Raw genomic sequence first — 23164 nt, 5'->3', positions numbered from 1 at the left:
GTTCCTACGACACGCGCGCGAAATCGAGCGGGTTTTCCGGCAAATCGGACGAGATTGAGATAACTCCGAGCCCGAAAGTGGCCGTAGCAATCTATTAGCAAACGGCACTTGGATGCCCCGGCACGGGGAGCGGACAGCCTCCGCGTCATTCCCCGCAGGGAATCGCGAACTCGCAGCCGGGCGGTGAACATTTGGGCCATGAGCGAACGAAAGAACCTGCGCTACACCGTCATCGAAGCCACGAACGAGGGCGGTTCGACCTTCACCGACGCCGAAATCCCTTTGGCTGAGCGAACTCTGGCGATCGGAGTGCCCGCCATGGCCGTCGGCGGCATGCCCTCGACCGCGGGTGTGTCCTATCTGCGCAGCGCGGGCTTCGACAGTGCGCCGCATCCGGCCCCGGCCCGGCAGTGGGTGGTCATGCTGCGCGGCGTGATCGAGGTGACCACCTCCGACGGTGAGCGCCGGCGGTTCGCACCGGGCGATCTGGTGCTGGCCGCCGACACCGAGGGACGCGGTCACACGACCGTCGCGGTGGGCGAACCGCCCTTCGAGGCGCTGTTCATCCCCACCGCGTCCTGAGCTACCGCTCAGAGCAGGTCGGCATTGCCGTCGATGGTCTTCAGCTGGTATTCGAAACGGTCGATGCGCCAGCCCTTTTCGGTCCGCCGCAGGCCGAGGACATAGCTGCCGACGAACCAGCGGGTGGTGCCGCCGGTGGCGTCGTTCTTCACGTGCACGGCGATGGCATCGGCGTGGGCCAGCGCGGTGTCGCCGGTGATCTCGACGAGGTGATTGCCGGCCTGGTGGTGGACGGCGTCGAGAGCGCCCAGGCCGGTGGCCCAGGCATCGGCGATGTCGGCGCCGGGCCGCGGGCCGACGGGTCCGCCGAAGCCGTTGTCGAAGAACACCTCCGCCGCGAGTACCGACTCGCGCAGGTCGGCCCAGCGGGCCTGGTCGCAGTAGACGAAGAGTTTGGTGATGGTGTCGCTGACATCCAGTCGATCGGCGAGCGCCGCAAGATCGGTCACGGACGCCAACATAGGAGACCCCGCTGGCGCCCGCCTGGCATTTTCCCCGCCCGATCGCACCGCGAACTCCCAGCATTCAGCTACCATGGTCCAACGTGCAGTTTCTTCCCGGGCAGACTCCGCCCTACGACCTGACCTACGACGACGTCTTCCTCGTCCCCCGCCGGACGGATGTGGCGTCCCGGTTCGATGTCGATCTCTCCACCACCGATGGGAGCGGCACGACCATTCCGCTCGTGGTCGCCAATATGACAGCCGTCGCCGGCCGCCGCATGGCCGAGACCGTCGCCCGCCGGGGCGGCATCGTGGTACTGCCGCAGGATCTTCCGATCCCCGCGGCCGCCGCCACCATCGCCTTCGTCAAGAGCCGCTCGCTCACCGCCGACACCCCCGTGGTGCTCGATCCCGACCAGTCGGTGTCCGACGCGCTGGCCCTGATCCACAAGCGCGCCCACGGCGCGGTCGTGGTGGTCGAGAACGGCAAGCCGGTCGGTGTGGTCACCGAGGCCGCCTGCGCCGACGTGGACCGCTTCGCCCGCCTGAGCGTGGTCGCCGACGCCAATTTCGTCAGCGCCCCGGCCGACTCCTCGCCGCGCGACATCTTCGATCTGCTCGAGGCCGAGCACGCCCACCTGGCCGTGCTGGTCCATGCCGACGGCACCCTCGCCGGCGTGATGACCCGGACCGGCGCCATCCGCACCGGCATCTACACCCCGGCCACCGACGCCAATGGCCGGCTGCGCATCGCGGCCGCCGTCGGCATCAACGGCGACATCCCGGCCAAGGCCAAGGCCCTGGTCGACGCGGGCGCCGATGTCCTGGTCATGGACACCGCGCACGGCCACCAGCAGAAGATGCTGGAGGCGCTGGCCTCGGTGGCCGCGCTGGGTCTGGGCGTGCCGCTGGTCGCGGGCAATGTGGTCTCCGCCGACGGCACCCGCGATCTGATCGCGGCCGGCGCGGACATCATCAAGGTCGGTGTGGGCCCCGGCGCCATGTGCACCACCCGCATGATGACCGGGGTGGGCCGCCCGCAGTTCTCGGCGGTGGCCGAATGTGCCGCGGCCGCCCAGGAATTCGGCAAGCACGTGTGGGCCGACGGCGGCGTGCGCCACCCGCGCGACGTGGCCCTGGCCCTCGCGGCCGGCGCGGCCAACGTGATGATCGGCTCCTGGTTCGCGGGCACCTACGAGTCGCCCGGCGACCTGCGCGTCGACCGCGACGGCAACCGGTACAAGGAGTCCTTCGGCATGGCCTCCAAGCGTGCCGTGGCCGCCCGCACCGCCACCGACTCGGCGTTCGACCGGGCCCGCAAGGCGCTGTTCGAGGAGGGCATCTCCTCCTCGCGCATGCGCCTGGATCCCGAGCGCCCGGGCGTCGAGGACCTGATCGACCACATCACCTCCGGCGTGCGCAGCTCCTGCACCTACGCCGGCGCCCGCACCATCGGCGAGTTCCACGAGCGCGCCGTACTGGGCGTGCAGTCGGCCGCCGGTTTCGCCGAGGGCCGGCCGCTGCCCTCCGGTTGGTGATCACCACCGGGTAGTACTGCACATCCCGAACCCGGCGGGTCCCTCTCGGACCCGCCGGGTTTCGCGTGTGCGGAGCCCGGCCCTGCGGCGATGCGGGGCCGCCGCCGGATGTGATACGGCACCGCTGTGCGGAAACCACGGAAGCCGCCCGGTAGCATGGCCTGACCGGACCCAAGAAATGGGTATCCGTGGCGTATCTCCGCCAGTAACCCCTGCGAAAGGAACAAGTTGTCACCCGCGTCCAAGGGCGCTTCACAGGAGGGCTCCTCTACCGAGCCGGGTGACGAACCCGGCTTCCCCGCAATACCGGCTTCGGAAACGGCCAGGTGGTGCTGACCGTGTCGGTCCTGCTCACCGTTCTCAGTCTGCTCGGATTCATCGCTCTGACCGCCGGCACGGCACTGTTCGTCGCTGCCGAATTCTCGCTCACCGCCCTGGAACGCTCCACCGTGGAGGCACACGCCCGCGACGGCGACCGCCGGGCCCGGCAGGTGCGGCAGGCGCATCGCACACTCTCGTTCCAGTTGTCGGGCGCCCAGCTGGGCATCACCATCACCACGCTGATCACCGGTTATATCGCCGAGCCCGTGCTGGCGCGGCTGCTGGAGCCGATGTTCCGCTCGTTCGGGGTGAGCGCCGGTACCGCACAGGGCATTTCGCTGGCGCTGGCACTGCTCATCGCGACCTCGCTGTCCATGATCTACGGCGAGCTGGTGCCCAAGAACATCGCCATCGCCAACCCGCTGTCCATGGCACGGCTGACCGCCGGGCCGATGATCGCGTTCTCCACCGTGTTCAAGTGGATGATCAATTTCCTGAACGGGGCCGCCAACTGGGCGGTGCGCCGGCTGGGCGTGGAGCCCGCGGAGGAACTCCGTTCGGCGCGCTCGCCGCAGGAATTGGGTTCGCTGGTGCGGACTTCCGCGCTGCACGGGGTGCTGGATCAGCGCACCGCGCAGGTGGTGGACCGCTCGCTGCAGTTCGGTGAGCGCACCGCGGAGGAGCTGATGACGCCGCGGATGACGATCGAATCCCTTGATCAGGACTGCACTCTCGCCGATCTGGTCGACGCCGCCCGCGAGACCGGTTACTCCCGCTTTCCGGTCATCGACGGCGACCTGGACAACACCCTGGGCTTCGTGCACGTGAAGCAGACCTTCGTGCATCCGGCCAGGGATCGCCGCAGCATCAAGCTGAAGACGATCGCCCAGCCGGTGCCGATCGTGCCCGCCAGCCTCGATGGTGACGAGGTGCTCGACCGGGTGCGCCGGGACGGCATGCAGGTGGCGCTGGTGGTCGACGAGTACGGCGGCACCGCCGGCATCGTCACCATGGAGGACCTGATCGAGGAGATCCTCGGCGACGTACGCGACGAGCACGACGAGGAGGAGCTCGACGTGCGCCGCACCCCGAACGGCTGGAACTGCTCGGGCCTGCTGCGCATCGACGAGGTCTCCCGCACCACCGGTTACGACGCGCCCGAGGGTGAGTACGAGACCATCGGCGGCCTGGTGCTGACCCGTTTGGGCCGGATCCCCGAGACCGGCGACGAGGTGCTGCTGCCGCACCCGGGCAACCACCAGCTGGAGCAGCCGCACACCAAGGGCGGCTGGATCGCCCGGGTGGAGCGGATGGACGGCCGGCGCATCGACCGCGTCCTGATCCGGCCCGTCGACGCCGAGGCCCTCGCGACCTGGGAGCACAGCCATGGGTGACCTGTACGCCGTCCTGCTCACGCTGGTGCTGCTGCTGGGCAACGCGTTCTTCGTGGGTGCGGAGTTCGCGCTCATCTCCGCCCGCCGCGACCGGCTGGAAGCGCTTGCCGCGCAGGGCAAGCGAAGCGCCAACACGGTGATCGAGGCGGGTCAGAACCTGTCGATGATGCTGGCGGCCGCGCAGCTGGGCATCACCATCTGCTCGATCCTGCTGGGTCGCGTGGGTGAGCCGGCGGTGGCGCATCTGCTGGAGAAGCCGTTCGATCTGGTGGGCGTGCCGGATTCGCTGCTGCATCCGATCTCGTTCGCGCTGGCGCTGACCATCGTGGTGATCCTGCACATTCTGCTGGGCGAGATGATTCCGAAGAACATCGCGCTCGCGGGGCCGGAACGGTCGGCACTGCTGCTGGTCCCGCTGCATCTGATGTGGCTGCGGCTGGCGAAGCCGTTGATCGCGATCTACAACTTCGCGGCCAATATCACCCTGCGCGCCCTGCGGATCGAGCCAAAGGACGAGCTGGATTCCACGGTGTCGTCGGTGGAGCTGGCCGAGATGTTCGGCGAGTCGCGTTCGGAGGGTCTGCTGGACGAGGAGGAGCACCGCCGCCTCACCCAGGCGCTGGGCTCGAGCGACCGGATCGTCGCCGATGTGATGGTGACGCTGGCCGAGACCCGCTCGGTGCCGCTGCGCGGGGACGGGACCACGCTGGGCGATATCGAATCCGCCGTCGCCGAAACGGGATTCTCCCGGTACCCGGTGCGCGCGGACGACGGTTCCCTGGTCGGCTACCTGCACGTCAAGGACGTGCTCGATCTGACCGCCGACGACAGTGCGGGCCCGGGCACCCCCATCCCCCGCACCGATATCCGCCCGCTGCCCACCGTCAGCATGGGCACGACTCTGTTCGAGGCGCTGGCCCGCCTGCGCCGCACCAACTCGCATCTGGGCCGCGTGGTCGACAGTCGCGGCAATACGGTCGGCATCGTGGCCCTCGAAGATCTGGTGGAGGAGTTCGTGGGCACCGTCCGCGACGCCACCCACCGCCTCGCCGAATGATGAACGCGCGCACCGATTCCACCGTGTCACCCGGACCCGAATGGCTGTCCGGCCCCGCTTGGCGGGGCCGGGCGGCCGCCCACCGCGACCGCGTCGACGCCCTGGTCGGCCCGTACCTCGAACGCCGGGCGGTCGGTTCGAAACACCCGGTGATCGATTTCCTGTTCACCTACTACGGCCACAAGCCCGCCCAGCTCAGACGCTGGCACCCCGGCTTCGGCGTGGTCCTCGCCGATGCCGGCGACTACGCGGGTTCCCGCGGCTACCACCAGGTCTCGCCCCCTCCCGCCGACGGTGTCCCCTCCTCCGGCTGGACCGCCGACCCGGCCTTCCTCGAAAAGCGCCGCGACACCCTCGAATTCGTCGCCCGCCTGCTCTCGGCCACCGCCACCCGCCCCGCCCAGCTGTCCTGCTTCGGCCTCCACGAGTGGGCCATGGTCTACCGCACCGACGACGTCCGCCACCAGCAGGTCCCTCTCCGCCTGGGCTCCGAAGGCACCGACGCCGTAGTCGACTCCATGCAGCTGCGCTGCACCCACTTCGACGCCTTCCGCTTCTTCACCCCCGAAGCGGCCCCCCGCAATGCCGAACCCCTCACCCGCGACCTGCAAATAGACCGCGAACAACCCGGCTGCCTCCACGCCAACATGGACATCTACAAGTGGGGCTTCAAACTCACCCCCCTGATCTCCTCCGACCTCCTCTTCGAGGCCTTCGAATTGGCCTGCGCCGCCCGCGAACTCGACATGAAGGCCAGCCCCTACGACCTCCTCTCCTACGGCTACACCCCCATCTGCATCGAAACCCCCACCGGCCGAGCCGAATACGTCCGCGCCCAAGCCGACATCGCCACCCGCGCGGAAGTCCTCCGCACCCGCCTGCTCGATGCCTGCCGAGCGCTGCTGACCGGGGTGATCACGCCCGCGCCGTAAAGCGGAGGGGCGGTGGGTCTATTCCGTAGTCGCCGCCAGATCGGCGAAGTTCGGCGTACCGGGCTCGTTCGGCAATCTGGTCACACGCGCGACGAAGCTGATCGCGTGGTACCAGCCGCACAGCAGCACCAGATCCAGCAACTGCCGCTCGTCGAACTCCTTCGCCAGCGCGCCCCACAGGCCGTCATCGATATCGCCCTCGCCGTGCAAGGAGTCGACCGCGCGGATCAGCAGGCGTTCGGATTCCACTGTCCAGCAAGGATCGTCGGGCTCGCCGTGGGTGAGCGAGATCTGCTGTTCCGTGGTGAGCCCGGCACGCCCGGCGAAGACCGCGAGGTGTACACCCCACTCGTACTCACAACCGCAGCGGGCAGTGGTCCGGTCGATGACGATCTCGCGTTCGCGCAGGTTCAGTGACAGCTCCTTGCTCAGTTCATAGCCTCCCCAGCCGTGCATTGCGGTGGCCATGGGCAGGTTCTTGACGAAGAGCCGGAACAGACCGATCGGGGCCGCGCCGCCGGGCATCATTCGGGCCAGCAGTGAGCCGGTTTCCTCGGCGTACGGCGGCTCGAGAGGTTCGATCCTGGACATGTCCAACTCCCATGTTTCGGAAATAGAAACACCCCGGATGCTTGTGTTTCGATATTCGAAACACAAGGAGTGCGATGGGAGTCCCACGGCCCGGAAGACCGGTACGCGGTTCATCGACGGGACGTCCGCTGATGGCGGCCCTCGACCTGCTCGGACGGCGGTGGACCCTGCGCATCATCTGGGAACTTCGTGACGGCCCGGTCGGAGCGCGAGGTCTACTCGCTCGATGCGAGGGACTGTCGTCCAGCGTGCTGTATCAACGGCTGAGGGAACTCACGGAGGCCGGGGTGCTGCACGCAGACGAAGACGGGTACGCGCTGACTCCACTGGGCGCCGCGCTGCGCGGCGCACTCGGCCCACTCGACGCCTGGGCCATCACTTGGGCCGAAACCCATTCCAGCACAGACTGACTCGCAGAGACCACGACCATCGGCACCTCGACTGCCCTGTTCGCGATCATCGTGAGCACCGAGCGAAGGCAGTGGCAGCCAACGCGTTACTCGGTGACGGGGTGGATCTCGAGGGTGCAGGTGTAGACGGCGGTGTCGATTACGCGGGTGTCGATTGAGTTGGGGGCGGTTACTTCGGTTTTGACGACTTTGGGGTCGGGTTTGCTGTAGGGGCCGCAGGAGGTGCCCTCGGCGATGGCGTGGGCGGGGTGGCCGGATTTGACCACCACGGTGGGTGGGGTGTCGGTGCCGGCGGGGAGGCCGCCGATGTAGCCGTTGGGGGTGCGCTCGGCGTGGATGACGGTGCCGGTGTCGGTGATTTCGTCCAGGCCGGGGTAGCCGGTGAGGGTGCAGGCCTGAGACGGGTTGGCGATGGCGAAGGTGAGGGTTATGCCGTTGTGGCTCATGGCGGCGCCCATGCTCTTCGCAGTGACGTCGACCTGGCCGGAGGCGCAGGCGGGGATGGGGGTGTCGGTGGGTTGCGCGGCCGTGGAGGCGGGAGTGCCGGTGGCCGGGCCGCCGCCGGGATTGCCGCCGCCCTGGTTGCCACCGGACGGGGTGCCGCCCGTGGTGAGCGCGGAGGTGGTCGGCGCGGCGGATGGAGTGGAGGACGGGGAGCTCGAGCAGCCGGTGGCGGCTGCCAGTACGGCGCACGCCAGTAGTGCCGTGAATCCTGTTGTGCGCATGAGTCACCTATCCCCTTCGATCATCGGATGTTTCCGAAATCGACGGGCCGACCGGGTCTGTTACGCACTGCAGCAAGGGATTTGGCCCGGCACCCGAGACGATCAGCCCCATTGACCGATAGTGTCACAGACACTTATTTGTGACTCGCCCTACCGGACAGTCAGTTTATGCGTTAGCGTTTCGAGACGTAATGGTGACCACATTGCATAGCTGTCTGTGCCACCGGTCACGATACGGACATTTCGGAAGAAGACGGGGGTAACCGCAATGATGCGGTTCACGGGCGTGCGCCGGTCCAAGCCGGCGGCGGTGCTGGCGGTGACGCTGCTGGGGGCGGCCCTGCTGCCGATGCAGGGTGCGACGGCGGACCTGCAGTCCGACATCGCGAATCAGGTGCAGCAGTTCCTGGATGTCGGGCGCACCTCGGTGCCGCGGGCGGACTGCGGGGACGACGCGCTGCCGGAAACCGGTCTGCAGGGCGATGTTCCGGCCGAGGATCGCAACAGCGGGCGCAGCACGCTGGGGTATCGGTGCAATCTGTCGTTCGTCGGCGGCTATGTGGGCAGGGGCGCGGGGATCACCTCGGCGACCTACGACCACTGCTCCTACACCGGGTCGATGTTCCCGGGCAATATTCTCGGGCCCGCGCAGGGTGTGCAGGTGCTGGATGTATCGGATCCGGCGAACCCGGTGGTGACCGGCAGCCTCACCGAACCCGCCATGCTCGCCGGCACGTGGGAATCGCTCAAGGTCAATGCCGAGCGAAAGCTGCTGGTGGGCACCGGCGTTCCCGTCGGCGAGGGCGCCGGGTTCCTGTCGGTCTACGACATCTCCGACTGCGCCCACCCGAGGCTGCTCAATCCGGGTGCGGGCACGAATCTGCTGATGCCGCTGCCGATCACGACCCACGAGGGCGGGTTCTCCCCGGACGGCCGGACCTACTGGGCCTCGGGCATCGCGCCCGGTTTCGTCAGCGCGGTCGACCTGACCGACCCGGCGAATCCACACGTGATCTGGCAGGGCCTCACCGGCATCGAGGCGCACGGCTTCGGGATCAGCCCGGACGGCAACCGCATGTACCTGTCCGCCCTGGCCGGTTTCACCGTGCTGGACATCAGCGCGGTGCAGCGCCGGGATCCGAACCCGCAGGTCAACCATCTGGGACGGGTGTTCTGGACCGATGGCTGGGCGACCCAGCACAGCATTCCGGTCACCTATGACGGCAAGCCGTACCTGTTCACCGTGGACGAGGGCGGCGCGGGCGGGGTGAAGCTCATCGATATCTCCGACGAGACCAACCCGACGGTCGCGGCCAAGATCAAGCTGGAGATCAACCTGCCCGAGCATCAGGATTCGATGCTGGCCTCGGCCATGGGCGGCTCGGTGTTCTCCTACGACGCCCACTACTGCGCCGCCGATCGGCCGGAGAATCCGACCGCGCTGGCGTGCGGCTGGGAGGAATCCGGCATCCGGGTGTTCGATGTGCGGGATCCGTTCCACGCCAAGGAGATCGCGTACTTCAATCCGCCCGCCCGCAAGGGCCGGAACCTGGAGCTGTGGAACTCCCCGCACGCCCTGGCCTCACTCATCGGTGTGCCGGTGATGGAGTTCCCGTCGGCGGCGCGGGCGGTGCTGGAGGGCAAGTTCGATCCGAACAAGGCGCTCTCGTCGCGGTCCGGCATGGTCGCCTTCGGTGACCTGTCCACCGACTGGTGCTTCTCCCCGCCGGAGTGGCACGGCAACCAGTTGTGGGCCACCTGCAATGACAACGGCTTCATGGTGTTGCAGCTCGCCGACGACGTGTACACCCCGCCCGCCGACCAGCAGTCCGTGGTGGGATCGTGACGGCTCGCCCGGGCGCTCGGGTCCGGCGGCCGGTGGCGCTGGCGGTGCTCGCCCTCGCCCTGCTGGCGGCCGGGATGCTGCTGCGCCCACTGCTGATTCCCGAGAGCCGTTCCGCGCCACCGGTGCTCAGCCGGGTCGAGATCGGCTTCAGCCAGGACATGACCGCCCATCACGAGCAGGCGCTGATCATGGTGCAGCGCTTGGATTCCGCGGTGGATCCCACGGTGCGCCGGCTGGCCCAGCAGATCGCCGATGCCCAGCGCATGGAGATCGGCACCATGCTCGGCTGGCTGCGCCTGGCCAACGCCTCGCCCGACTCCACCCATCCGATGGCGTGGATGACGGCGGATGCGGCTGCCGCGCACGACCATTCGATGCCGGCCATGACCGGTACGAACGGCACCTCCATGCCCGGCATGGCCACCCAGGCCGAACTCGACTCGCTGGCCGCCGCCCGGGGCAAGGCCGCCGAGGTCCTGTTCCTGCAGCTCATGCTGCGCCACCACCGCGGCGGCGTGGCCATGGCGCAGGCGGCCGATCGGCTGCTCGCGTCGGGTCCGGTGAAGGAGGCCGCGCGGGGCATGATCACGGCCCAGTCGCAGGAATCGGGGCTGATGACGATCCTGCTCGCGCAGCGCGACGCCCAGCCCCTGTCCTGAGGTGCGGCTGAGGCACTGCCTGTCGCCCACGGCCGCAACGGTTTTGGAGTCTTCATCGCTCGACTGGCGGAATCGGACGCTGCCGCGGGACGCCCCTGTCTCCGCCACTCGATGTGCTGTACTGGCGGCATGATCGAATCTGGTGGCCTGACCGAGGCGGTCGACGCGGTGGTCGAACGGTCGTTGCTCGGCGGCCCGCGCCGGTACACCCGCGCGCAGGTGGCCGAGCTGTCCGGTGTGCCCGCCGACCGGGCCCGCAAGCTCTGGGTGGCGCTGGGCTTTCCGGCCGCGGCCAGCGACGACGAGGTGGCGTTCACCGACAACGATGTCGCCGCGATTCGCGCCTTCACCAGCCTGGACCAGGCCTCGATCGCGAACGAGCAGAACCAGATCGCCGCCGCCCGCACGCTGGGCCAGGCGATGGCGCGGCTCGCCGAGTGGCAGGCGGATCTGATCACCCGTGAGATCGGCGGCCGGATCGCGGCCGGCGCCGGGCGGCCCGAGGCGGGCCGGGAGGCCACCGAACAGGCCATCGCGGTCCTCGCCGAATTGCAGGACTACGCCTGGCAACGGCACATGGCCGCGGCGCTCACCCGCTCGCTCGCCTCCGGCGGAGCCACCCGCCACCTGCTGGTCGGCTTCGCCGATATGGTCGGCTACACCCGCCTGTCCCGCCACCTCGACCCCGACGAGCTGACCGAACTGCTGGAGACCTTCGAGTCCGCGACCACCGAGGTGATCACCGCGCACGGCGGCTGGGTGATCAAGAATGTCGGCGACGAGGTGATGTTCGCCGCCGAGGACGCCCGCTCCGGCGCCCGCATCGGGCTGGACCTCAATACGGCGATCACCCGTGCGGCCCAGACGATTCCGGAGATGCCCCAGATCCGGGTGGGCCTGGCCTACGGACCGGTCCTGACCCGCTTCGGCGACCTCTACGGCACGGTCGTCAATGTGGCTGCCCGGCTCACCGGTGTGGCCCGCCCCGGCACGGTCCTGGTCGACGACGGCGCGGCGGCCGAACTCGACGGCGACGATGAACTGACCATCCGCCGTCTGCGCAGCGTGCGGGTCAAGGGCTTCTCCCGCTTGCGTTCCCACCTGGTCCGCGAGCGCAAGCGCCGCTAGCCCGACCGCTCCGCCGCGGCCGGGCCCGGGCAACCGTGGGCCGGCCCCGGTGATTCCCGCCCGAACCTCGGCTGTTCCGGCCGATGCCCGGCCTCGTCATCGCTCTCACCGCGAGTGGGAAATTTCACCGGCTGCGCCCCGGCCTGCCGTGGGTATGGTCGAAGGGATGATCGGCCGACCGGCCGGGAGAGGTTGACTGTCAGCATGACTCGGGCCGAGGCGCTCACCATTCCGACGCATGTCCACGGCTATCCGGAGATCGCGTTCGGCGGCTACCTCGCGGGCCTGCTGGCCGCCCATTCCGGCGCGGACACCGTGCGCGTCGACTTCCGGCGTGCCGTCACGGTCGACACCCCGATTCTGCTCTCGCGTCCCGGCGACGGCCGCGTCGCCTTCACCGCCACCGACGACACCCTGCTGGTCGAGGCCGCGCCCGCGGCGCTCACCCTCGATCCGCTGCCCGCGCCCACTTGGGCGGCGGCGAAATCCGCTGTCGAACTGGGGTTGTCGGGCGACCGGACGGTCACCGACTGCTACGGCTGCGGGCTGGCCTGCGAGCCGGGCCGCGGGCTGCTGCTGTTCCCGTCGGAGCTGCCCGGCGAGCAGATGATGGCCGCCGCCTGGACCCCCGACGCCGGGCTCGCCGACGAGTCCGGGGAGCTCCCGCCCGAGGTGGTCTGGTCGGCGCTCGACTGTCCGGGCGGCCGCGCCGCGTTCGTCTTCTCGCGAATGGGCAGCGGCGCGTTCACCGCCGCCATGACCTCACAACAGCTGCGCCCGATGTACGCCGGGGCCGACTACATCTCGCACGCCTGGGTGGTGGCGCGCGACGGCCGCAAACACACGGTCGGCGTGGCGCTCTCGACCGCCGACGGCGAACTGTGCGCCCTGTCCGAAGCGCTCTGGATCGAACCGCGCCGGGGCTGAGCCCGCGCGCCGCGCGCGCCGCGCCGCCGATGCCGTTGGCCGCGAGGCGGACTCGCCGCAACCGCTGAGCGCGGCAACGGCACGCGTGCCACACTGACCGGGTGGCAGGATCTTCGTCGCCCCAGGCCCAAACCGACGCCATGGCAGCGGTCATCGACTGGAATGTCGTCGGCCCCGCGTTCCACGATTTCTGGACCAGCACCTACGCCCGCGAGATCGCCAACACCGGCCGCCTCACCGGCCGATTCCGCAGCTGGGGGCAGATTCTCCGGTTCATCGCGATGGTCGCCAGCGCCGTGGTGACGGGACTGGCCGGATTCGAGGGCTCCCTCATCCGCGCCGCCACCGCCTTCGCCGGCGGGGTGGCCGTGGTGGCCACCGGCAGCGCCGCCATCTTCCACGCCGACCAGCGGGTGGCGACCAACCGCCGCACCCAGCAGTTGCTGCTCTCCGAAGGCTGGCGCTTCGTCGCCGGCGCGGGCGATTACGCGGGCGGCCCCACCCCCGCGAACGCCACCAAGTTCCTGCTCAGTGTCGAGCAGATCCTCTCCACCTACGTGGACGACTACATCAAGACCATCGACGAACCCTCGCCGGCGCCCTGATCGCCGATCGGCCCGCGGACGAGAGGCACCGGATCGCCCTCGTCCGTGGGCCTTTCGATCAGGCGGGCTAGAGGTTTCCGACGGCGTGCTCGAGCCGGTCGGCCACCAGCTGCCGCGCTTGTTCGCGCAGGGCGGGCCGGAAACCACTGGGGTAGACCGGATCTGCGGGCGCGTAGGTCTTCAGGACCTCCTTCGCCAAGGTGATCTTGTGCACCTCCGTCGGCCCGTCGGCGATCGCCATCACCTGGGCGTAGTTCATCATGTCGAGGAACGGCAGATCGGTGCTGACGCCGATGGCCCCGTGCAGATGCATGGCACGCTGGGCGATATCGTGCATGACCTTGGGCATGGCCACCTTGATCGCGGCGATGTCGTGGCGGACCTTGCGGTAGTCCTGTTCCTTGTCGATGCGCCAGGCGGTGCGCAGCACCAGCAGCCGGAACTGCTCCATCTCGATCCAGGATTCGGCGATCTTCTCCTGGGTCAGCTGCTTGCCGCCGAGCACGCCCTTGCCCATCGGCCGCGACACGGCCCGCTCGCACATCATGTCGAAGGCCTTGCGCACCAGCGCGACCGTGCGCATGGCGTGGTGGACGCGGCCGCCGCCCAGGCGGGTCTGGGCCACGACGAAGCCGAGGCCCTCCGCGCCCAGCAGCGCGTCCGCCGGAATGCGCACGTCGGTGAAACGCAGGTGGGCCTCGTGCTCGCTGAAACCGGGGACGGTGAAGTTCCGCACGATCTCGAGACCGGGGGCGTCAGCGGGCACGATGAACATCGACAGCCGCTGATGCGGCGGCGCGTCCGGATCCGTCACCGCCATGACGATGTGGAAGGCGGCGAACTCGGCCGCGGAGTTGAACCACTTCTCGCCGTTGATGACCCACTCCTCGCCCTCGCGCACCGCGCGGGTCCGGAAGGCCGTCGGGTCCGAACCGCCGGTGGGCTCGGTCATGACGTAGCACGAGCCGATCTCGCCATCGAGCAGGGGCTGCAGGTATTTCGCCTTCTGCTCGGGCGTGCCGAAGTGGGCCAGGATCTCGGCGTTGCCGGAATCCGGTGCCTGACAGCCGAAGACGAGCGGGGCCCACAGGGACGTGCCCAGCATCTCGTTGAGCAGCGCCAGCTTCAGCTGCCCGTAGCCCGGTCCGCCCAGCTCGGGTCCCAGGTGGCAGGCCCACAGCTGCTGCTGTTTCACCTTCTCCTGCAACGGTTTCATCAGCGCCCGGATCTCCGGGTTCCGACGGTCGTAGGGGTTGGGGTAGAGCAGGTCCAGAGGTTCCACCTCGGTCCTGACGAACTCCGCGACCCAGTCCAGTTTCTTCTGGTATTCCGGGTCCGTCTCGAAATCCCAAGCCATGATCAGCCTTTCGTGCTCTTGCGCGGTTGGATGAGTCCGTCCAGGACGGTGGTGCAGAGAATGTCGGCGATCTCGTCGGGGGTGTGCTGCCCGTCCGCCCGGTACCAGAAGGTCACCGAATTGAGCATGCCCAGCACGCCGTTGGTGACCACGTGGTCGTCGGTGCGCAGCACGCCCGTGGCCCGGCCGGCGTCGATGACCTGCTGCCACAGCGCTTGCAGGCGGTCGCGCAGCTCCTGCAGCTCCCGCGCCCGTTCGCCGGTCAGCGCGGTGACGTCGCGCAGCTGGATGGCCACGGCAAGGCGATTGGCGATGATCAGCCGGACGTGGCTGTGGATCAGCTTGCGCAGCTTGGTGATCGGATAGTCGGGGCCGTCCGCGATCTGCTCGGCCTCGGCCAGCATGAGCCGGGTGTAGTCGGCGAGGATCTGCCACAGCAGCTCCTCCTTGGATCCGATGTGGTAGTACAGCGCCCCGCGCTGCACATCGGCCCGTTCCCCGATCTCGGCGACGCCGGTGCCGTGGAAACCCTGCTCCGCGAACAGTTCCAGCGCCGCGCGCACGATCCGCTCCCGGGTCTCCCCCGGTCCGCTCGCCGACGCGGGCGGGCGGCCGCGGCGGCGGGCCGGGACGGCGGCGGTCATCGGAATCCACCGTCCAGGGCGAGGGTCGCGCCGGTGCAGTAGGCGGAGGCGTCGGAGGCGAGGAACAGCACCGCCCCCGCGATGTCGGCGGGCACCCCGATCCGGCCGAGGGCGGTGTGCCGGGCCAGTTCGGCGCGCATCTGCGGCGGCCACGCCTTGGCGATATCGGTGTCGAAGGGGCCGCAGCGGATCGTGTTCACCCGCACCGACGGCCCGTAGGTGTGCGCCAGCCCCACGGTCAGGGCCTCGAGACCGGCCTTCGCGGCGGCGTAGGGCACCGCCAGCGGTTCGGGATGCGCGGCCTCGATGGAAGATATATTCACGATCGATCCGCCGCCCGCCGCGGCCATGCGCGCGCCGATGAGCGCCGAGAGCCGGAAGGGCCCCTTCAGATTGGTGGCGATCACCTTGTCGAACATGGCCTCGGAAACCTGGTCCAAGCTGGGATAGAGCAGGGACATCCCGGCGTTGTTGACCAGTACGTCGACCGTCCCGAACTCGCCGTAGGCGGCCTCGGCGAGCGTCTCGCACTGCTCCCAGTCGCCCACATTGCAGGCCACCGCCAGCGCCCGCTGCCCGGTCTTCGCGCGCACCTCGGAGGCTAGTTCCTCACATGCCCCGAGCTTGCGGCTGGCGATGACGACATCGGATCCGGCCGCCGCGAGCGCCAGCACCATCTCGCGCCCGAGCCCGCGACTGCCGCCGGTTACCACAGAGACCTTGCCGGACAAGGGTTTTCCCATGAATCGCACCTTCGCTCGGAGCGGCCGGAAAATGTTCCAACCAGTACATTAAATATACCGATCGATACAATCAACCCCCATCGTTCGAGGCCTCAACCCCGAGGCCGTGAAATACCGCCCGGTAACCGCGAGTAATATGACGCCCGTACTTTTTCCACCCGGCTTCTCGAAATGAGGCAGTAGATGACAGAGCGGATTCAGGTCGGCGGGCTGCAGGTTGCCAAGGTGCTCCACGATTTCGTGGAGAACGAGGCCCTTCCCGGCACCGGTGTTGATTCCGCCGCGTTCTGGTCGGGTGCCGAGGCCGTCATCAATGACCTCGCTCCCCGCAACCGCGCACTGCTGGCGGAACGCGACGACATCCAAGCCAAGATCGACGAGTGGCACCGCGCGAACCCGGGCGCAGGCTACGACAAGGCTGCCTACAAGCAGTTCCTCACCGAGATCGGCTATCTCCGTCCCGAACCGGCCGACTTCCAGATCGGTACCGAGAACGTGGACGCCGAAATCGCCACCCAGGCGGGACCGCAGCTGGTCGTGCCGGTGATGAACGCTCGCTTCGCCATCAATGCCGCGAACGCGCGCTGGGGCTCGCTGTACGACGCCCTGTACGGCACCGACGCCATCTCCGAGGCCAATGGCGCGGAGAAGGGTTCGGGCTACAACAAGGTCCGCGGCGACAAGGTCATCGAGTGGGCCCGCAACTTCCTCGACGACGCCGTGCCGCTGATCACCGGCTCGCACGTCGGCTCCACCAAGTACTCGATCGAGGACGGCGAGCTCGTGGTCGGCCTCGAGGACGGCACCGAGATCGGCCTGGCCGACAACGACGCGCTGGTGGGTTACCTGGGCGACCCGGCCAACCCGACCTCGGTGCTGCTGAAGCACAACGGCCTGCACATCGAGATCCAGATCGACCCGGCCTCCCCGATCGGTTCGACCGACACCGCGGGCGTCAAGGACGTGGTGCTGGAGTCCGCGGTCACCACGATCATGGACTTCGAGGACTCGGTCGCGGCCGTGGACGCCGAGGACAAGGTCCTCTGCTACCACAACTGGCTGGGTCTGATGAAGGGCGATCTGGCCGAGCAGGTGTCGAAGGTCGGCAAGACCTTCACCCGCACCATGAACCCGGACCGCGTGTACACCGCCCTCGACGGCAGTGAGCTTGTGCTGCACGGCCGTTCGCTGCTGTTCGTGCGCAATGTGGGTCACCTGATGACCTCCGACGCGATCATCGACGCCGCCGGCAACGAGGTGCCCGAGGGCATCATGGACGGCCTGATCACCGTCCTGATCGCCAAGCACGCCCTCAACGGCGAGACCCAGCTGAAGAACACCCGCACCGGCTCGATCTACATCGTGAAGCCGAAGATGCACGGCCCGGACGAGGTGGCCTTCACCAACGAGCTGTTCGGCCGCGTCGAAGAGGTCGTGGGCCTGCCGGTCAACACCCTCAAGGTCGGCATCATGGACGAGGAGCGCCGCACCACGGTGAACCTGAAGGCGTCCATCTTCGCCGCCAAGGACCGCGTGGTCTTCATCAACACCGGCTTCCTGGACCGCACCGGCGACGAGATCCACACCTCCATGGAGGCCGGGCCGATGGTCCGCAAGGCCGAGATGAAGGCCCAGCAGTGGATCAAGTCCTACGAGGACTGGAACGTCGACACCGGCCTGGCCACCGGCCTGCCCGGCAAGGCGCAGATCGGTAAGGGCATGTGGGCCATGCCCGATCTGATGGCCGAGATGCTGGTCCAGAAGGTCGGCCACCCGAAGTCCGGCGCCAACACCGCCTGGGTGCCCTCGCCCACCGCCGCCACCCTGCACGCCACCCACTACCACCTGGTGGACGTGTTCAAGCGGCAGGCCGAGATCGCCAAGGGCGGCCCGCGCGCCACCGTCGCCGAGATCCTCGAGATCCCGCTCGCCCCGAACACCGACTGGTCCGCCGAGGAGATCCAGCAGGAGCTGGACAACAACTCGCAGGGCATCCTCGGCTACGTGGTGCGCTGGATCGACCAGGGCGTCGGCTGCTCGAAGGTGCCCGACATCAAGGACATCGGCCTCATGGAGGACCGCGCCACCCTGCGCATCTCCAGCCAGCTGATGGCCAACTGGCTGCGCCACGCCATCGTGACCGAGGCGGATGTCATCGCCTCCCTCGAGCGCATGGCCCCCGTCGTCGACCGCCAGAACGCCGGCGACTCGTCGTACTTCCCCATGGCCCCGGACTTCAACGCCTCCATCGCCTTCCAGGCCGCGAAGGAACTGGTCCTCGAGGGCACCAAGCAGCCCAACGGCTACACCGAGCCGATCCTGCACCGCCGCCGCCGCGAGGCCAAGGCCTTCAACAAGTCCGTCTAGGACACATCCGCTCCACCTCATGAAACGAATCCCCGGTCGGCAATGGTCGACCGGGGATTCGCTTTAGACTGGCGAAGTTCCCTGATGAAAGGACAGGAGCCGGTGAGTGTCGCCTACGAGGACGGGTACGGCTACGGGCCGTACACCGTGGAAGATCTGCACGGCCTTCCCGATGACGGCAAGGCACACGAACTCGTCGATGGCTGGCTGATCGAATTGCCGCCGAGCACTCGCCACGACTACCTCGCGCGGGTCCTGGCGCGCATCGTGGAACGCGCAGCCGAAGACTCCGGGACCAACTCCTACGTCCAAGCTCCGATGGATATCTCGACACCGTCGGGCGCCCGGAAACCCGATGTAGCCGTCATGAGCGCAGCCGCTGCCAGGAACGCTCGCGACCTGGGGATTTCCCTGTACCCCGGCAATGACGTCCAACTTGCGATCGAGATCGTGTCGCGCGGCTCGGGCAGCGAGCGAGAAGACCGCGGCCGCAAGGTGATCGAATACGCCCGCACCGGAATCGATCAGTACTGGCTGGTCGATTTCGACCCGCATCCACGGATCCAGATCCGCCGCCTCAACGGCGCCGTTTACGGTGACCCGACCATTCTCGAGGAAGCAGACGTCCTCGAGGTCTCCGACCCATTCCCGATCTCCTTCCCCTTGTCCCGCTTGGCCGACTTTTCTTGACTTCTTCGTCAGGTCAGCCGAATACCCCTCAGAGTGAAACAGCGAGCCGCCCAGGGCTTTTCAGCCTCAGGCGGCTCGTCGCGTTCGAGGTCGATCGGGAAGCTGAGCCCCCGCCTCAGGGCCGCTGGCAGCTCGCCCGGGATGATTCGCTTGGCCCTATGGATGCTAGGTTTCGGCTCAGTGGGCGTAGGAAGGAGGGCGGATGTCTCCGCGGGTTGGGTTGACGACGGAGCGGGTGGTCGGGGCGGCGGCTGAACTGGTCGATGAGATCGGGTTCGAGAAGCTCACGCTGTCGGCACTGGCCAAGCGGGTCGGGGTGAAGGATCCGAGTTTGTATGTGCATGTGCGGGGGTTGCAGGACTTGCGGGTGCGGGTGGCGCTGCTGGCCAGTGGGGAGCTGAACGAACGGATCGGGGCGGCTGTTCTCGGTCGCTCCGGGAGGGAGGCATTGGTGGCGTTCGCCGACGCGTATCGAGCCTATGTGCTCGAGTATCCGGAACGCTATGCGGCCACGCAGATTCGGATGGATCCGGCCGAGGTCGCGGATGAGCCGGCGCTGCTGCGCAGTGTCGAGCTGACGGCGGCGCTGTTGCGCGGGTACGGGTTGGGGGAATCCGAGGGGCTGGACGCGGCTCGCCTGCTGCGCAGTACTTTTCACGGATTCGCCACGCTCGAGTCGGCCGGCGGCTTCGCCCACTCACGCTCCCCCGGCGACTCCTGGCCGCACATTGTCGAAGCGCTGCACCAGACGTTGTCGAACTGGCCGTCCTATACATAGCGGCGGGCCATGGCGGCGGTTTCGGTGGCGATGCGGTGGCGGAGGTCTTCGGGGGCGAGGACTTCCGCGCCGGCGCCGAGGCGGAGCAGGTCGGGGATGGCGCGGTCGATGGATTCGATGGGGAGGCGGATGTCGCGGTGGCCGATGGAGGTGGGGTCGGTGGCCGAGTCGCGGGCGGCCTGCGCGGTGGCGGGGTCGAGGAGTTCCGGTAGGCGGTCGAAGGTTTCGGCGGTGACGCGGATCAGGGCCGAATGGTGGTGGCGGCGTTGGTCGAAGGATTCCAGGTAGGTGGTCCAGTAGGCGACGAGGTCGAAGTCGGGTGGACGGGATACGGGGTCGGCGAGGACCTCGAGTTCCATGATCCGGGAGATGCGGTAGGTGCGTAGGTCGGTGGCGGTGTGGCCCACCAGGTACCAGTTGCCGGATTTGAGCACCAGCCCGAGCGGCTCGATGGTGCGGGTGACCAGATGTGGTGTGGCCCAGCGGATGTAGGTGAAGCGCAGGGTGCGTTCGTTCCAGACGGCGTCGGCGACGGTGGTGAGGTGGGGCGTCGGCTCGGCTTCGCTGTACCAGCCGGGGGCGTCGAGGTGGAAGCGTTCGGCGACGCGGCCCGCCCGGTCGCGGAGTTCCGGGGGCAGGGCGGACATGACCTTGAGGTTGGCGGCGGTGACGATGGCGCCGAGTCCGAGATCGGCTGCGGCGCTGGGGAGTCCGGCGAAGAACAGGGATCCGGCCTCGTCGGTGGTCAGCAGCTCGAGCTTCGTGCGGAAGCCGTCGAGGAGGCGGTAGCCGCCGTCGTGGCCCGGATCGCCGTAGACGGGGATGCCGGCGGCGGAGAGGGATTCCATGTCGCGGTAGACGGTACGGATCGAGACTTCCAGTTGGCCGGCGATCTCCTGGGCGGTGACCCGGTCGCGTGTCTGCAACAGCAACAGGATCGACATGAGACGGCTGGCGCGCATATCGGAAATTCTGCCGGAATCCACTGACACTAGATGTCAGTGAAGCCGACATACGGTCCTCCTCGTTCCGAACGGACCCCGTCCGACCATCGAATGAGGAGACACCACAATGCCTTTCGTCGAAACCCGTACCGGCACCTCGCTGTTCTACCGCGATTGGGGCACCGGCCGCCCGGTGCTGTTCCTGGCGGCGGCCGGGATGGACAGCACCGAACCGCGGGGTGTGATGGCCGATCTGGCCGAGCGCGGCTTCCGCACCATCGCCCTGGACCGCCGCGGCCACGGCCGCTCCGATGACCCGGGGCACGGCTACGACTACGACACCCTCGCCGATGATGTCGCCGACCTGATCGACCACCTGGACCTGCGTGATCTCCTGCTGGTCGGCCATTCCATGGGCGGCGGCGAGATCGTCCGCTATCTGACCCGCCACGGCAGCGCCCGGGTGGATCGCATCGCGCTGGTGGCGGCCGCGCTGCCGTTCCTGCTGGCCACCGACGACAACCCGGACGGCGCCCCGCGCGCGGCCGCCGATGCCCTCCGCGATTCCTGGCACCACCATCAGGACCGCTGGCTCACCGACAATGCCGACCCCTACATCGGTGCCGGCCTCCCCGGCTGCGAGGTCTCCGCGATCGCCCGCGACCGCGTCCTGCAATCCATTGCGGGAACATCGATGTGGGCGACCATCGAATGCAACCGCACGGTGGTCGAAACGGACTTCCGCGCCGAGATGCGCACCATCACCGTCCCGACACTGATCATCCACGGCGACTCCGACGCCTCGATCTCACTCGATCTCGGCGGCCGCCGCCAAGCCGCCCTCGTCCCGGACAGCGAGCTCGTCATCTACGAAAACGCCCCGCACGGCCTCTACCTGACCCACCCGGAACGCCTGACCCGCGACCTCCTCGCCTTCGCGACGTCCCCGGTTCCCGCCTCGGCGTAGCGAATTCGCTCCAGCCCGGCCGCCGCCCGCTCCACACCGATCCGGCAGCCGCGGCCCACGCCCCACTCTTGACTCTGTACCCGGGTACAGGGTTGAGAATGGCGGTATGCGCAGCAGCGAGGTGGCCGCCCGCGCGGGCGTGAACGTGCAGACCCTGCGGTATTACGAGCGGCGAGGTCTGCTGGCGGAACCGCCGCGTTCGGCGGGCGGGTACCGCGCGTATCCCGCAGACGCGGTGGCGACGGTCCGGTTCGTCAAGCGGGCGCAGGATCACGGGTTCAGCCTGGACGAGGTCGAGGTGCTGCTGCAGCTCGCCGCGGGCGGCCCCGAGGACTGCGATACGGCGCGGGAGCTGGCCGAGTCGAGGATAACCCTGCTCGCCGAGCGCATCGCCGACCTGCAACGCATGCGGCGATCGCTGGCCGAGCTGGTGGCGACCTGTGAGCGCCCGCGCGAGGACCGCTGCTGCTCATTGCTGGAGACCTTGCACGAGAAGGGAGATCGGTCGTGAAGCTCGAGATACTGCAGGTTCCGGACTGCCCGAGCGTGGCCCTGCTGGAGGATCGCCTCCGGCGGGCGACTGCGGACCGTCGGATCGTGCTCGAGATCAGTCACCGGGTCATCGACGACCCGGACGAAGCGGCCGTGGCGGGCATGGCCGGGTCGCCCACGCTGCTGGTCGATGGCGTCGACCCGTTCGCGGTGCCGGGCCAGGTCCCGAGTGTCTCGTGCCGCCTGTACCGGTCCGAATCCGGTGGCATGGACGGTGCCCCGACGGTCGGCGCTCTCCGCGCTGCCCTGCAACTCGAGTCGATCGATACGCCGGAGGACTCCCGGGCTACCGGCGACTGCTGCGCACCCTCGGAGACCGGGGGCGCCCCCGCGTCCGGACTCACGACCTGGCGCAGCACCGCACAACCGGCGGACCCCGCCGAAAAGGCTATCCACCAGGCCGTTCTGCGCGGCTTCGCCGCCACTGGCCGACCACCGAGTGCAACGGAGCTGACCCACATCGCCGCGCGATTCGACGCCTCCGCCGCATCGGTCCTGGCTCGCCTACATGAAGCGGACGTGATCCGTCTCGATGCCGCCGGCGCTATCGCCTCGGCCTATCCGTTCTCGACCTCGCCGACCCCACACCGCGTTCGAATCACCAACGGCGCAACGGTTTACGCAATGTGCGCGGTCGACGCACTCGGTATGCCCGCGATGCTCGGCACCGATACCGTCATCACTTCGGCGGACCCGACGACCGCCGACCCCATCGAAATAACCATCCACGCAGGCGAACTCACCGCTCACCCGACCACCACGGTCGTCTTCCTCGGCGCCCGAGCAGGCGAGGGCCCCTCCGCAGACTCCTGCTGCAACGACCTCAACTTCTTCACCGACCGCGAGACCGCCGAACGCTGGTCCGAGGCCCATCCCCACCTCGACGGCACGATCCTCGATCTGCCTGCCGCCCACCGACTCGGCAACGACATCTTCGGCACCCAGCTCCAGTGCTAATTCACCT

Annotated in this window: 24 protein-coding genes; 17 read left to right on the top strand and 7 right to left on the bottom strand. The window is 68.4% G+C overall.

Translation table 11 applies throughout. The features are described 5' to 3' along the window. Nucleotides 1-198: 198 nt before the first annotated feature. On the top strand, nucleotides 199-582 hold the full coding sequence (locus ACWEKS_RS33300; RefSeq protein ID WP_452343762.1) for a hypothetical protein: 384 nt from the start codon (nucleotides 199-201) through the stop codon (nucleotides 580-582). A gap of 8 nt (nucleotides 583-590) precedes the next feature. Here ACWEKS_RS33300 and ACWEKS_RS33295 read toward each other — a convergent pair whose 3' ends face one another. Beyond that, on the bottom strand, nucleotides 591-1031 hold the full coding sequence (locus ACWEKS_RS33295) for a nuclear transport factor 2 family protein (RefSeq protein WP_452343761.1): 441 nt from the start codon (nucleotides 1029-1031) through the stop codon (nucleotides 591-593). 95 nt (nucleotides 1032-1126) lie between these two features. Between ACWEKS_RS33295 and ACWEKS_RS33290 the strand changes: the two genes are divergently transcribed. From ACWEKS_RS33290 to ACWEKS_RS33275, 4 genes are all read left to right on the top strand, one after another. Beyond that, nucleotides 1127-2563 carry a GuaB1 family IMP dehydrogenase-related protein gene (locus ACWEKS_RS33290; RefSeq protein WP_452343760.1) on the top strand — a complete coding sequence of 479 codons (1437 nt, stop codon included), beginning with the start codon at nucleotides 1127-1129 and terminating at the stop codon, nucleotides 2561-2563. A gap of 338 nt (nucleotides 2564-2901) precedes the next feature. After that, nucleotides 2902-4278, top strand: coding sequence for a hemolysin family protein (locus ACWEKS_RS33285; protein ID WP_452343774.1), 1377 nt, complete (start codon nucleotides 2902-2904; stop codon nucleotides 4276-4278). Next, nucleotides 4271-5335, top strand: coding sequence for a hemolysin family protein (locus tag ACWEKS_RS33280; protein ID WP_452343759.1), 1065 nt, complete (start codon nucleotides 4271-4273; stop codon nucleotides 5333-5335). Before ACWEKS_RS33285 ends, ACWEKS_RS33280 begins: the two co-directional genes overlap by 8 nt. Continuing rightward, on the top strand, nucleotides 5335-6267 hold the full coding sequence (locus tag ACWEKS_RS33275; protein WP_452343773.1) for a 3-methyladenine DNA glycosylase: 933 nt from the start codon (nucleotides 5335-5337) through the stop codon (nucleotides 6265-6267). The genes ACWEKS_RS33280 and ACWEKS_RS33275 overlap by 1 nt, the downstream gene beginning before the upstream one ends. A gap of 18 nt (nucleotides 6268-6285) precedes the next feature. On the opposite strand, the gene ACWEKS_RS33270 is transcribed toward ACWEKS_RS33275, so the two are convergent. Further along, nucleotides 6286-6858, bottom strand: a complete 573-nt coding sequence (locus tag ACWEKS_RS33270) for a carboxymuconolactone decarboxylase family protein (RefSeq protein WP_452343758.1) — start codon at nucleotides 6856-6858, stop codon at nucleotides 6286-6288. 131 nt (nucleotides 6859-6989) lie between these two features. On the opposite strand from ACWEKS_RS33270, the gene ACWEKS_RS33265 reads away from it, so the two are divergent. Continuing rightward, nucleotides 6990-7268: a winged helix-turn-helix transcriptional regulator gene (locus tag ACWEKS_RS33265; RefSeq protein WP_452343757.1), complete on the top strand. Its 279-nt coding sequence runs from the start codon at nucleotides 6990-6992 to the stop codon at nucleotides 7266-7268. 86 nt (nucleotides 7269-7354) lie between these two features. On the opposite strand, the gene ACWEKS_RS33260 is transcribed toward ACWEKS_RS33265, so the two are convergent. After that, nucleotides 7355-7993 carry a DUF4232 domain-containing protein gene (locus ACWEKS_RS33260; protein ID WP_452343756.1) on the bottom strand — a complete coding sequence of 213 codons (639 nt, stop codon included), beginning with the start codon at nucleotides 7991-7993 and terminating at the stop codon, nucleotides 7355-7357. 268 nt (nucleotides 7994-8261) lie between these two features. Here ACWEKS_RS33260 and ACWEKS_RS33255 point away from each other — a divergent pair, with 268 nt between their 5' ends. From ACWEKS_RS33255 to ACWEKS_RS33235, 5 genes are all read left to right on the top strand, one after another. After that, the gene (locus ACWEKS_RS33255; RefSeq protein WP_452343755.1) at nucleotides 8262-9839 is read left to right on the top strand and encodes an LVIVD repeat-containing protein; all 1578 of its coding nucleotides are present in this window, start codon (nucleotides 8262-8264) and stop codon (nucleotides 9837-9839) included. A 74-nt stretch (nucleotides 9840-9913) separates the two neighbouring features. Then, nucleotides 9914-10498: a DUF305 domain-containing protein gene (locus tag ACWEKS_RS33250; protein WP_452343772.1), complete on the top strand. Its 585-nt coding sequence runs from the start codon at nucleotides 9914-9916 to the stop codon at nucleotides 10496-10498. A 129-nt stretch (nucleotides 10499-10627) separates the two neighbouring features. Beyond that, complete coding sequence (locus ACWEKS_RS33245) at nucleotides 10628-11626, top strand: adenylate/guanylate cyclase domain-containing protein (RefSeq protein WP_452343754.1); 999 nt, start codon at nucleotides 10628-10630, stop codon at nucleotides 11624-11626. A gap of 204 nt (nucleotides 11627-11830) precedes the next feature. Beyond that, the gene (locus ACWEKS_RS33240; protein ID WP_452343753.1) at nucleotides 11831-12553 is read left to right on the top strand and encodes a PaaI family thioesterase; all 723 of its coding nucleotides are present in this window, start codon (nucleotides 11831-11833) and stop codon (nucleotides 12551-12553) included. A gap of 101 nt (nucleotides 12554-12654) precedes the next feature. Then, complete coding sequence (locus ACWEKS_RS33235; RefSeq protein WP_452343752.1) at nucleotides 12655-13158, top strand: DUF4231 domain-containing protein; 504 nt, start codon at nucleotides 12655-12657, stop codon at nucleotides 13156-13158. A gap of 67 nt (nucleotides 13159-13225) precedes the next feature. Here the strand turns inward: ACWEKS_RS33235 and ACWEKS_RS33230 are convergent, their stop codons facing one another. From ACWEKS_RS33230 to ACWEKS_RS33220, 3 genes are read right to left on the bottom strand one after another with little or no spacing between them, the layout of a single operon-like run. Continuing rightward, a complete protein-coding gene (locus ACWEKS_RS33230; protein WP_379402010.1) occupies nucleotides 13226-14515 on the bottom strand; it encodes an acyl-CoA dehydrogenase family protein in 1290 nt (429 codons plus the stop codon). Nucleotides 14516-14517: 2 nt separating this feature from the next. Next, nucleotides 14518-15159, bottom strand: a complete 642-nt coding sequence (locus ACWEKS_RS33225) for a TetR/AcrR family transcriptional regulator (protein ID WP_452343751.1) — start codon at nucleotides 15157-15159, stop codon at nucleotides 14518-14520. Then, nucleotides 15156-15902 (bottom strand): SDR family NAD(P)-dependent oxidoreductase, encoded by a 747-nt coding sequence (locus ACWEKS_RS33220; protein ID WP_452343750.1) that lies wholly within the window; start codon nucleotides 15900-15902, stop codon nucleotides 15156-15158. The genes ACWEKS_RS33225 and ACWEKS_RS33220 overlap by 4 nt, the downstream gene beginning before the upstream one ends. A gap of 183 nt (nucleotides 15903-16085) precedes the next feature. Here ACWEKS_RS33220 and ACWEKS_RS33215 point away from each other — a divergent pair, with 183 nt between their 5' ends. The 3 genes from ACWEKS_RS33215 to ACWEKS_RS33205 all read left to right on the top strand — a co-directional run bounded on the left by ACWEKS_RS33215 (nucleotide 16086) and on the right by ACWEKS_RS33205 (nucleotide 19737). Further along, nucleotides 16086-18269: a malate synthase G gene (locus tag ACWEKS_RS33215; protein ID WP_452343749.1), complete on the top strand. Its 2184-nt coding sequence runs from the start codon at nucleotides 16086-16088 to the stop codon at nucleotides 18267-18269. Between the two features lie 102 nt (nucleotides 18270-18371). Further along, nucleotides 18372-18959: a Uma2 family endonuclease gene (locus ACWEKS_RS33210; protein ID WP_452343748.1), complete on the top strand. Its 588-nt coding sequence runs from the start codon at nucleotides 18372-18374 to the stop codon at nucleotides 18957-18959. A 202-nt stretch (nucleotides 18960-19161) separates the two neighbouring features. Continuing rightward, a complete protein-coding gene (locus tag ACWEKS_RS33205) occupies nucleotides 19162-19737 on the top strand; it encodes a TetR/AcrR family transcriptional regulator (RefSeq protein WP_452343747.1) in 576 nt (191 codons plus the stop codon). Here ACWEKS_RS33205 and ACWEKS_RS33200 read toward each other — a convergent pair. Continuing rightward, a complete protein-coding gene (locus ACWEKS_RS33200) occupies nucleotides 19728-20699 on the bottom strand; it encodes a helix-turn-helix transcriptional regulator (protein ID WP_452343746.1) in 972 nt (323 codons plus the stop codon). The two genes, ACWEKS_RS33205 and ACWEKS_RS33200, sit on opposite strands and share 10 nt — an antisense overlap. A gap of 109 nt (nucleotides 20700-20808) precedes the next feature. Between ACWEKS_RS33200 and ACWEKS_RS33195 the strand changes: the two genes are divergently transcribed. The 3 genes from ACWEKS_RS33195 to ACWEKS_RS33185 all read left to right on the top strand — a co-directional run bounded on the left by ACWEKS_RS33195 (nucleotide 20809) and on the right by ACWEKS_RS33185 (nucleotide 23157). Beyond that, a complete protein-coding gene (locus tag ACWEKS_RS33195) occupies nucleotides 20809-21648 on the top strand; it encodes an alpha/beta fold hydrolase (protein WP_452343745.1) in 840 nt (279 codons plus the stop codon). 106 nt (nucleotides 21649-21754) lie between these two features. After that, nucleotides 21755-22159, top strand: a complete 405-nt coding sequence (locus ACWEKS_RS33190; RefSeq protein WP_452343744.1) for a MerR family transcriptional regulator — start codon at nucleotides 21755-21757, stop codon at nucleotides 22157-22159. Further along, complete coding sequence (locus ACWEKS_RS33185; protein ID WP_452343743.1) at nucleotides 22156-23157, top strand: alkylmercury lyase family protein; 1002 nt, start codon at nucleotides 22156-22158, stop codon at nucleotides 23155-23157. Before ACWEKS_RS33190 ends, ACWEKS_RS33185 begins: the two co-directional genes overlap by 4 nt. Nucleotides 23158-23164: the final 7 nt, after the last annotated feature.

The sequence above is a fragment of the Nocardia sp. NPDC004711 genome (genome assembly GCF_053601595.1).
The sequence above is the reverse complement of the archived record's forward strand: the minus strand, read 5'-3'. Positions and strand labels throughout refer to the sequence as shown.

What these genes read in the sequence shown, in the direction of transcription:
- ACWEKS_RS33260 (WP_452343756.1), bottom strand. Translation starts at nt 7,993, where the DNA reads ATGCGCACAACAGGATTCACGGCACTACTGGCGTGCGCCGTACTGGCA.
- ACWEKS_RS33215 (WP_452343749.1), top strand. Translation starts at nt 16,086, where the DNA reads ATGACAGAGCGGATTCAGGTCGGCGGGCTGCAGGTTGCCAAGGTGCTC.
- ACWEKS_RS33255 (WP_452343755.1), top strand. Translation starts at nt 8,262, where the DNA reads ATGATGCGGTTCACGGGCGTGCGCCGGTCCAAGCCGGCGGCGGTGCTG.
- ACWEKS_RS33300 (WP_452343762.1), top strand. Translation starts at nt 199, where the DNA reads ATGAGCGAACGAAAGAACCTGCGCTACACCGTCATCGAAGCCACGAAC.
- ACWEKS_RS33190 (WP_452343744.1), top strand. Translation starts at nt 21,755, where the DNA reads ATGCGCAGCAGCGAGGTGGCCGCCCGCGCGGGCGTGAACGTGCAGACC.
- ACWEKS_RS33265 (WP_452343757.1), top strand. Translation starts at nt 6,990, where the DNA reads ATGGCGGCCCTCGACCTGCTCGGACGGCGGTGGACCCTGCGCATCATC.
- ACWEKS_RS33230 (WP_379402010.1), bottom strand. Translation starts at nt 14,515, where the DNA reads ATGGCTTGGGATTTCGAGACGGACCCGGAATACCAGAAGAAACTGGAC.
- ACWEKS_RS33200 (WP_452343746.1), bottom strand. Translation starts at nt 20,699, where the DNA reads ATGCGCGCCAGCCGTCTCATGTCGATCCTGTTGCTGTTGCAGACACGC.
- ACWEKS_RS33250 (WP_452343772.1), top strand. Translation starts at nt 9,914, where the DNA reads ATGCTGCTGCGCCCACTGCTGATTCCCGAGAGCCGTTCCGCGCCACCG.
- ACWEKS_RS33220 (WP_452343750.1), bottom strand. Translation starts at nt 15,902, where the DNA reads ATGGGAAAACCCTTGTCCGGCAAGGTCTCTGTGGTAACCGGCGGCAGT.
- ACWEKS_RS33205 (WP_452343747.1), top strand. Translation starts at nt 19,162, where the DNA reads ATGTCTCCGCGGGTTGGGTTGACGACGGAGCGGGTGGTCGGGGCGGCG.
- ACWEKS_RS33240 (WP_452343753.1), top strand. Translation starts at nt 11,831, where the DNA reads ATGACTCGGGCCGAGGCGCTCACCATTCCGACGCATGTCCACGGCTAT.
- ACWEKS_RS33245 (WP_452343754.1), top strand. Translation starts at nt 10,628, where the DNA reads ATGATCGAATCTGGTGGCCTGACCGAGGCGGTCGACGCGGTGGTCGAA.
- ACWEKS_RS33270 (WP_452343758.1), bottom strand. Translation starts at nt 6,858, where the DNA reads ATGTCCAGGATCGAACCTCTCGAGCCGCCGTACGCCGAGGAAACCGGC.
- ACWEKS_RS33280 (WP_452343759.1), top strand. Translation starts at nt 4,271, where the DNA reads ATGGGTGACCTGTACGCCGTCCTGCTCACGCTGGTGCTGCTGCTGGGC.
- ACWEKS_RS33195 (WP_452343745.1), top strand. Translation starts at nt 20,809, where the DNA reads ATGCCTTTCGTCGAAACCCGTACCGGCACCTCGCTGTTCTACCGCGAT.
- ACWEKS_RS33225 (WP_452343751.1), bottom strand. Translation starts at nt 15,159, where the DNA reads ATGACCGCCGCCGTCCCGGCCCGCCGCCGCGGCCGCCCGCCCGCGTCG.
- ACWEKS_RS33275 (WP_452343773.1), top strand. Translation starts at nt 5,335, where the DNA reads ATGAACGCGCGCACCGATTCCACCGTGTCACCCGGACCCGAATGGCTG.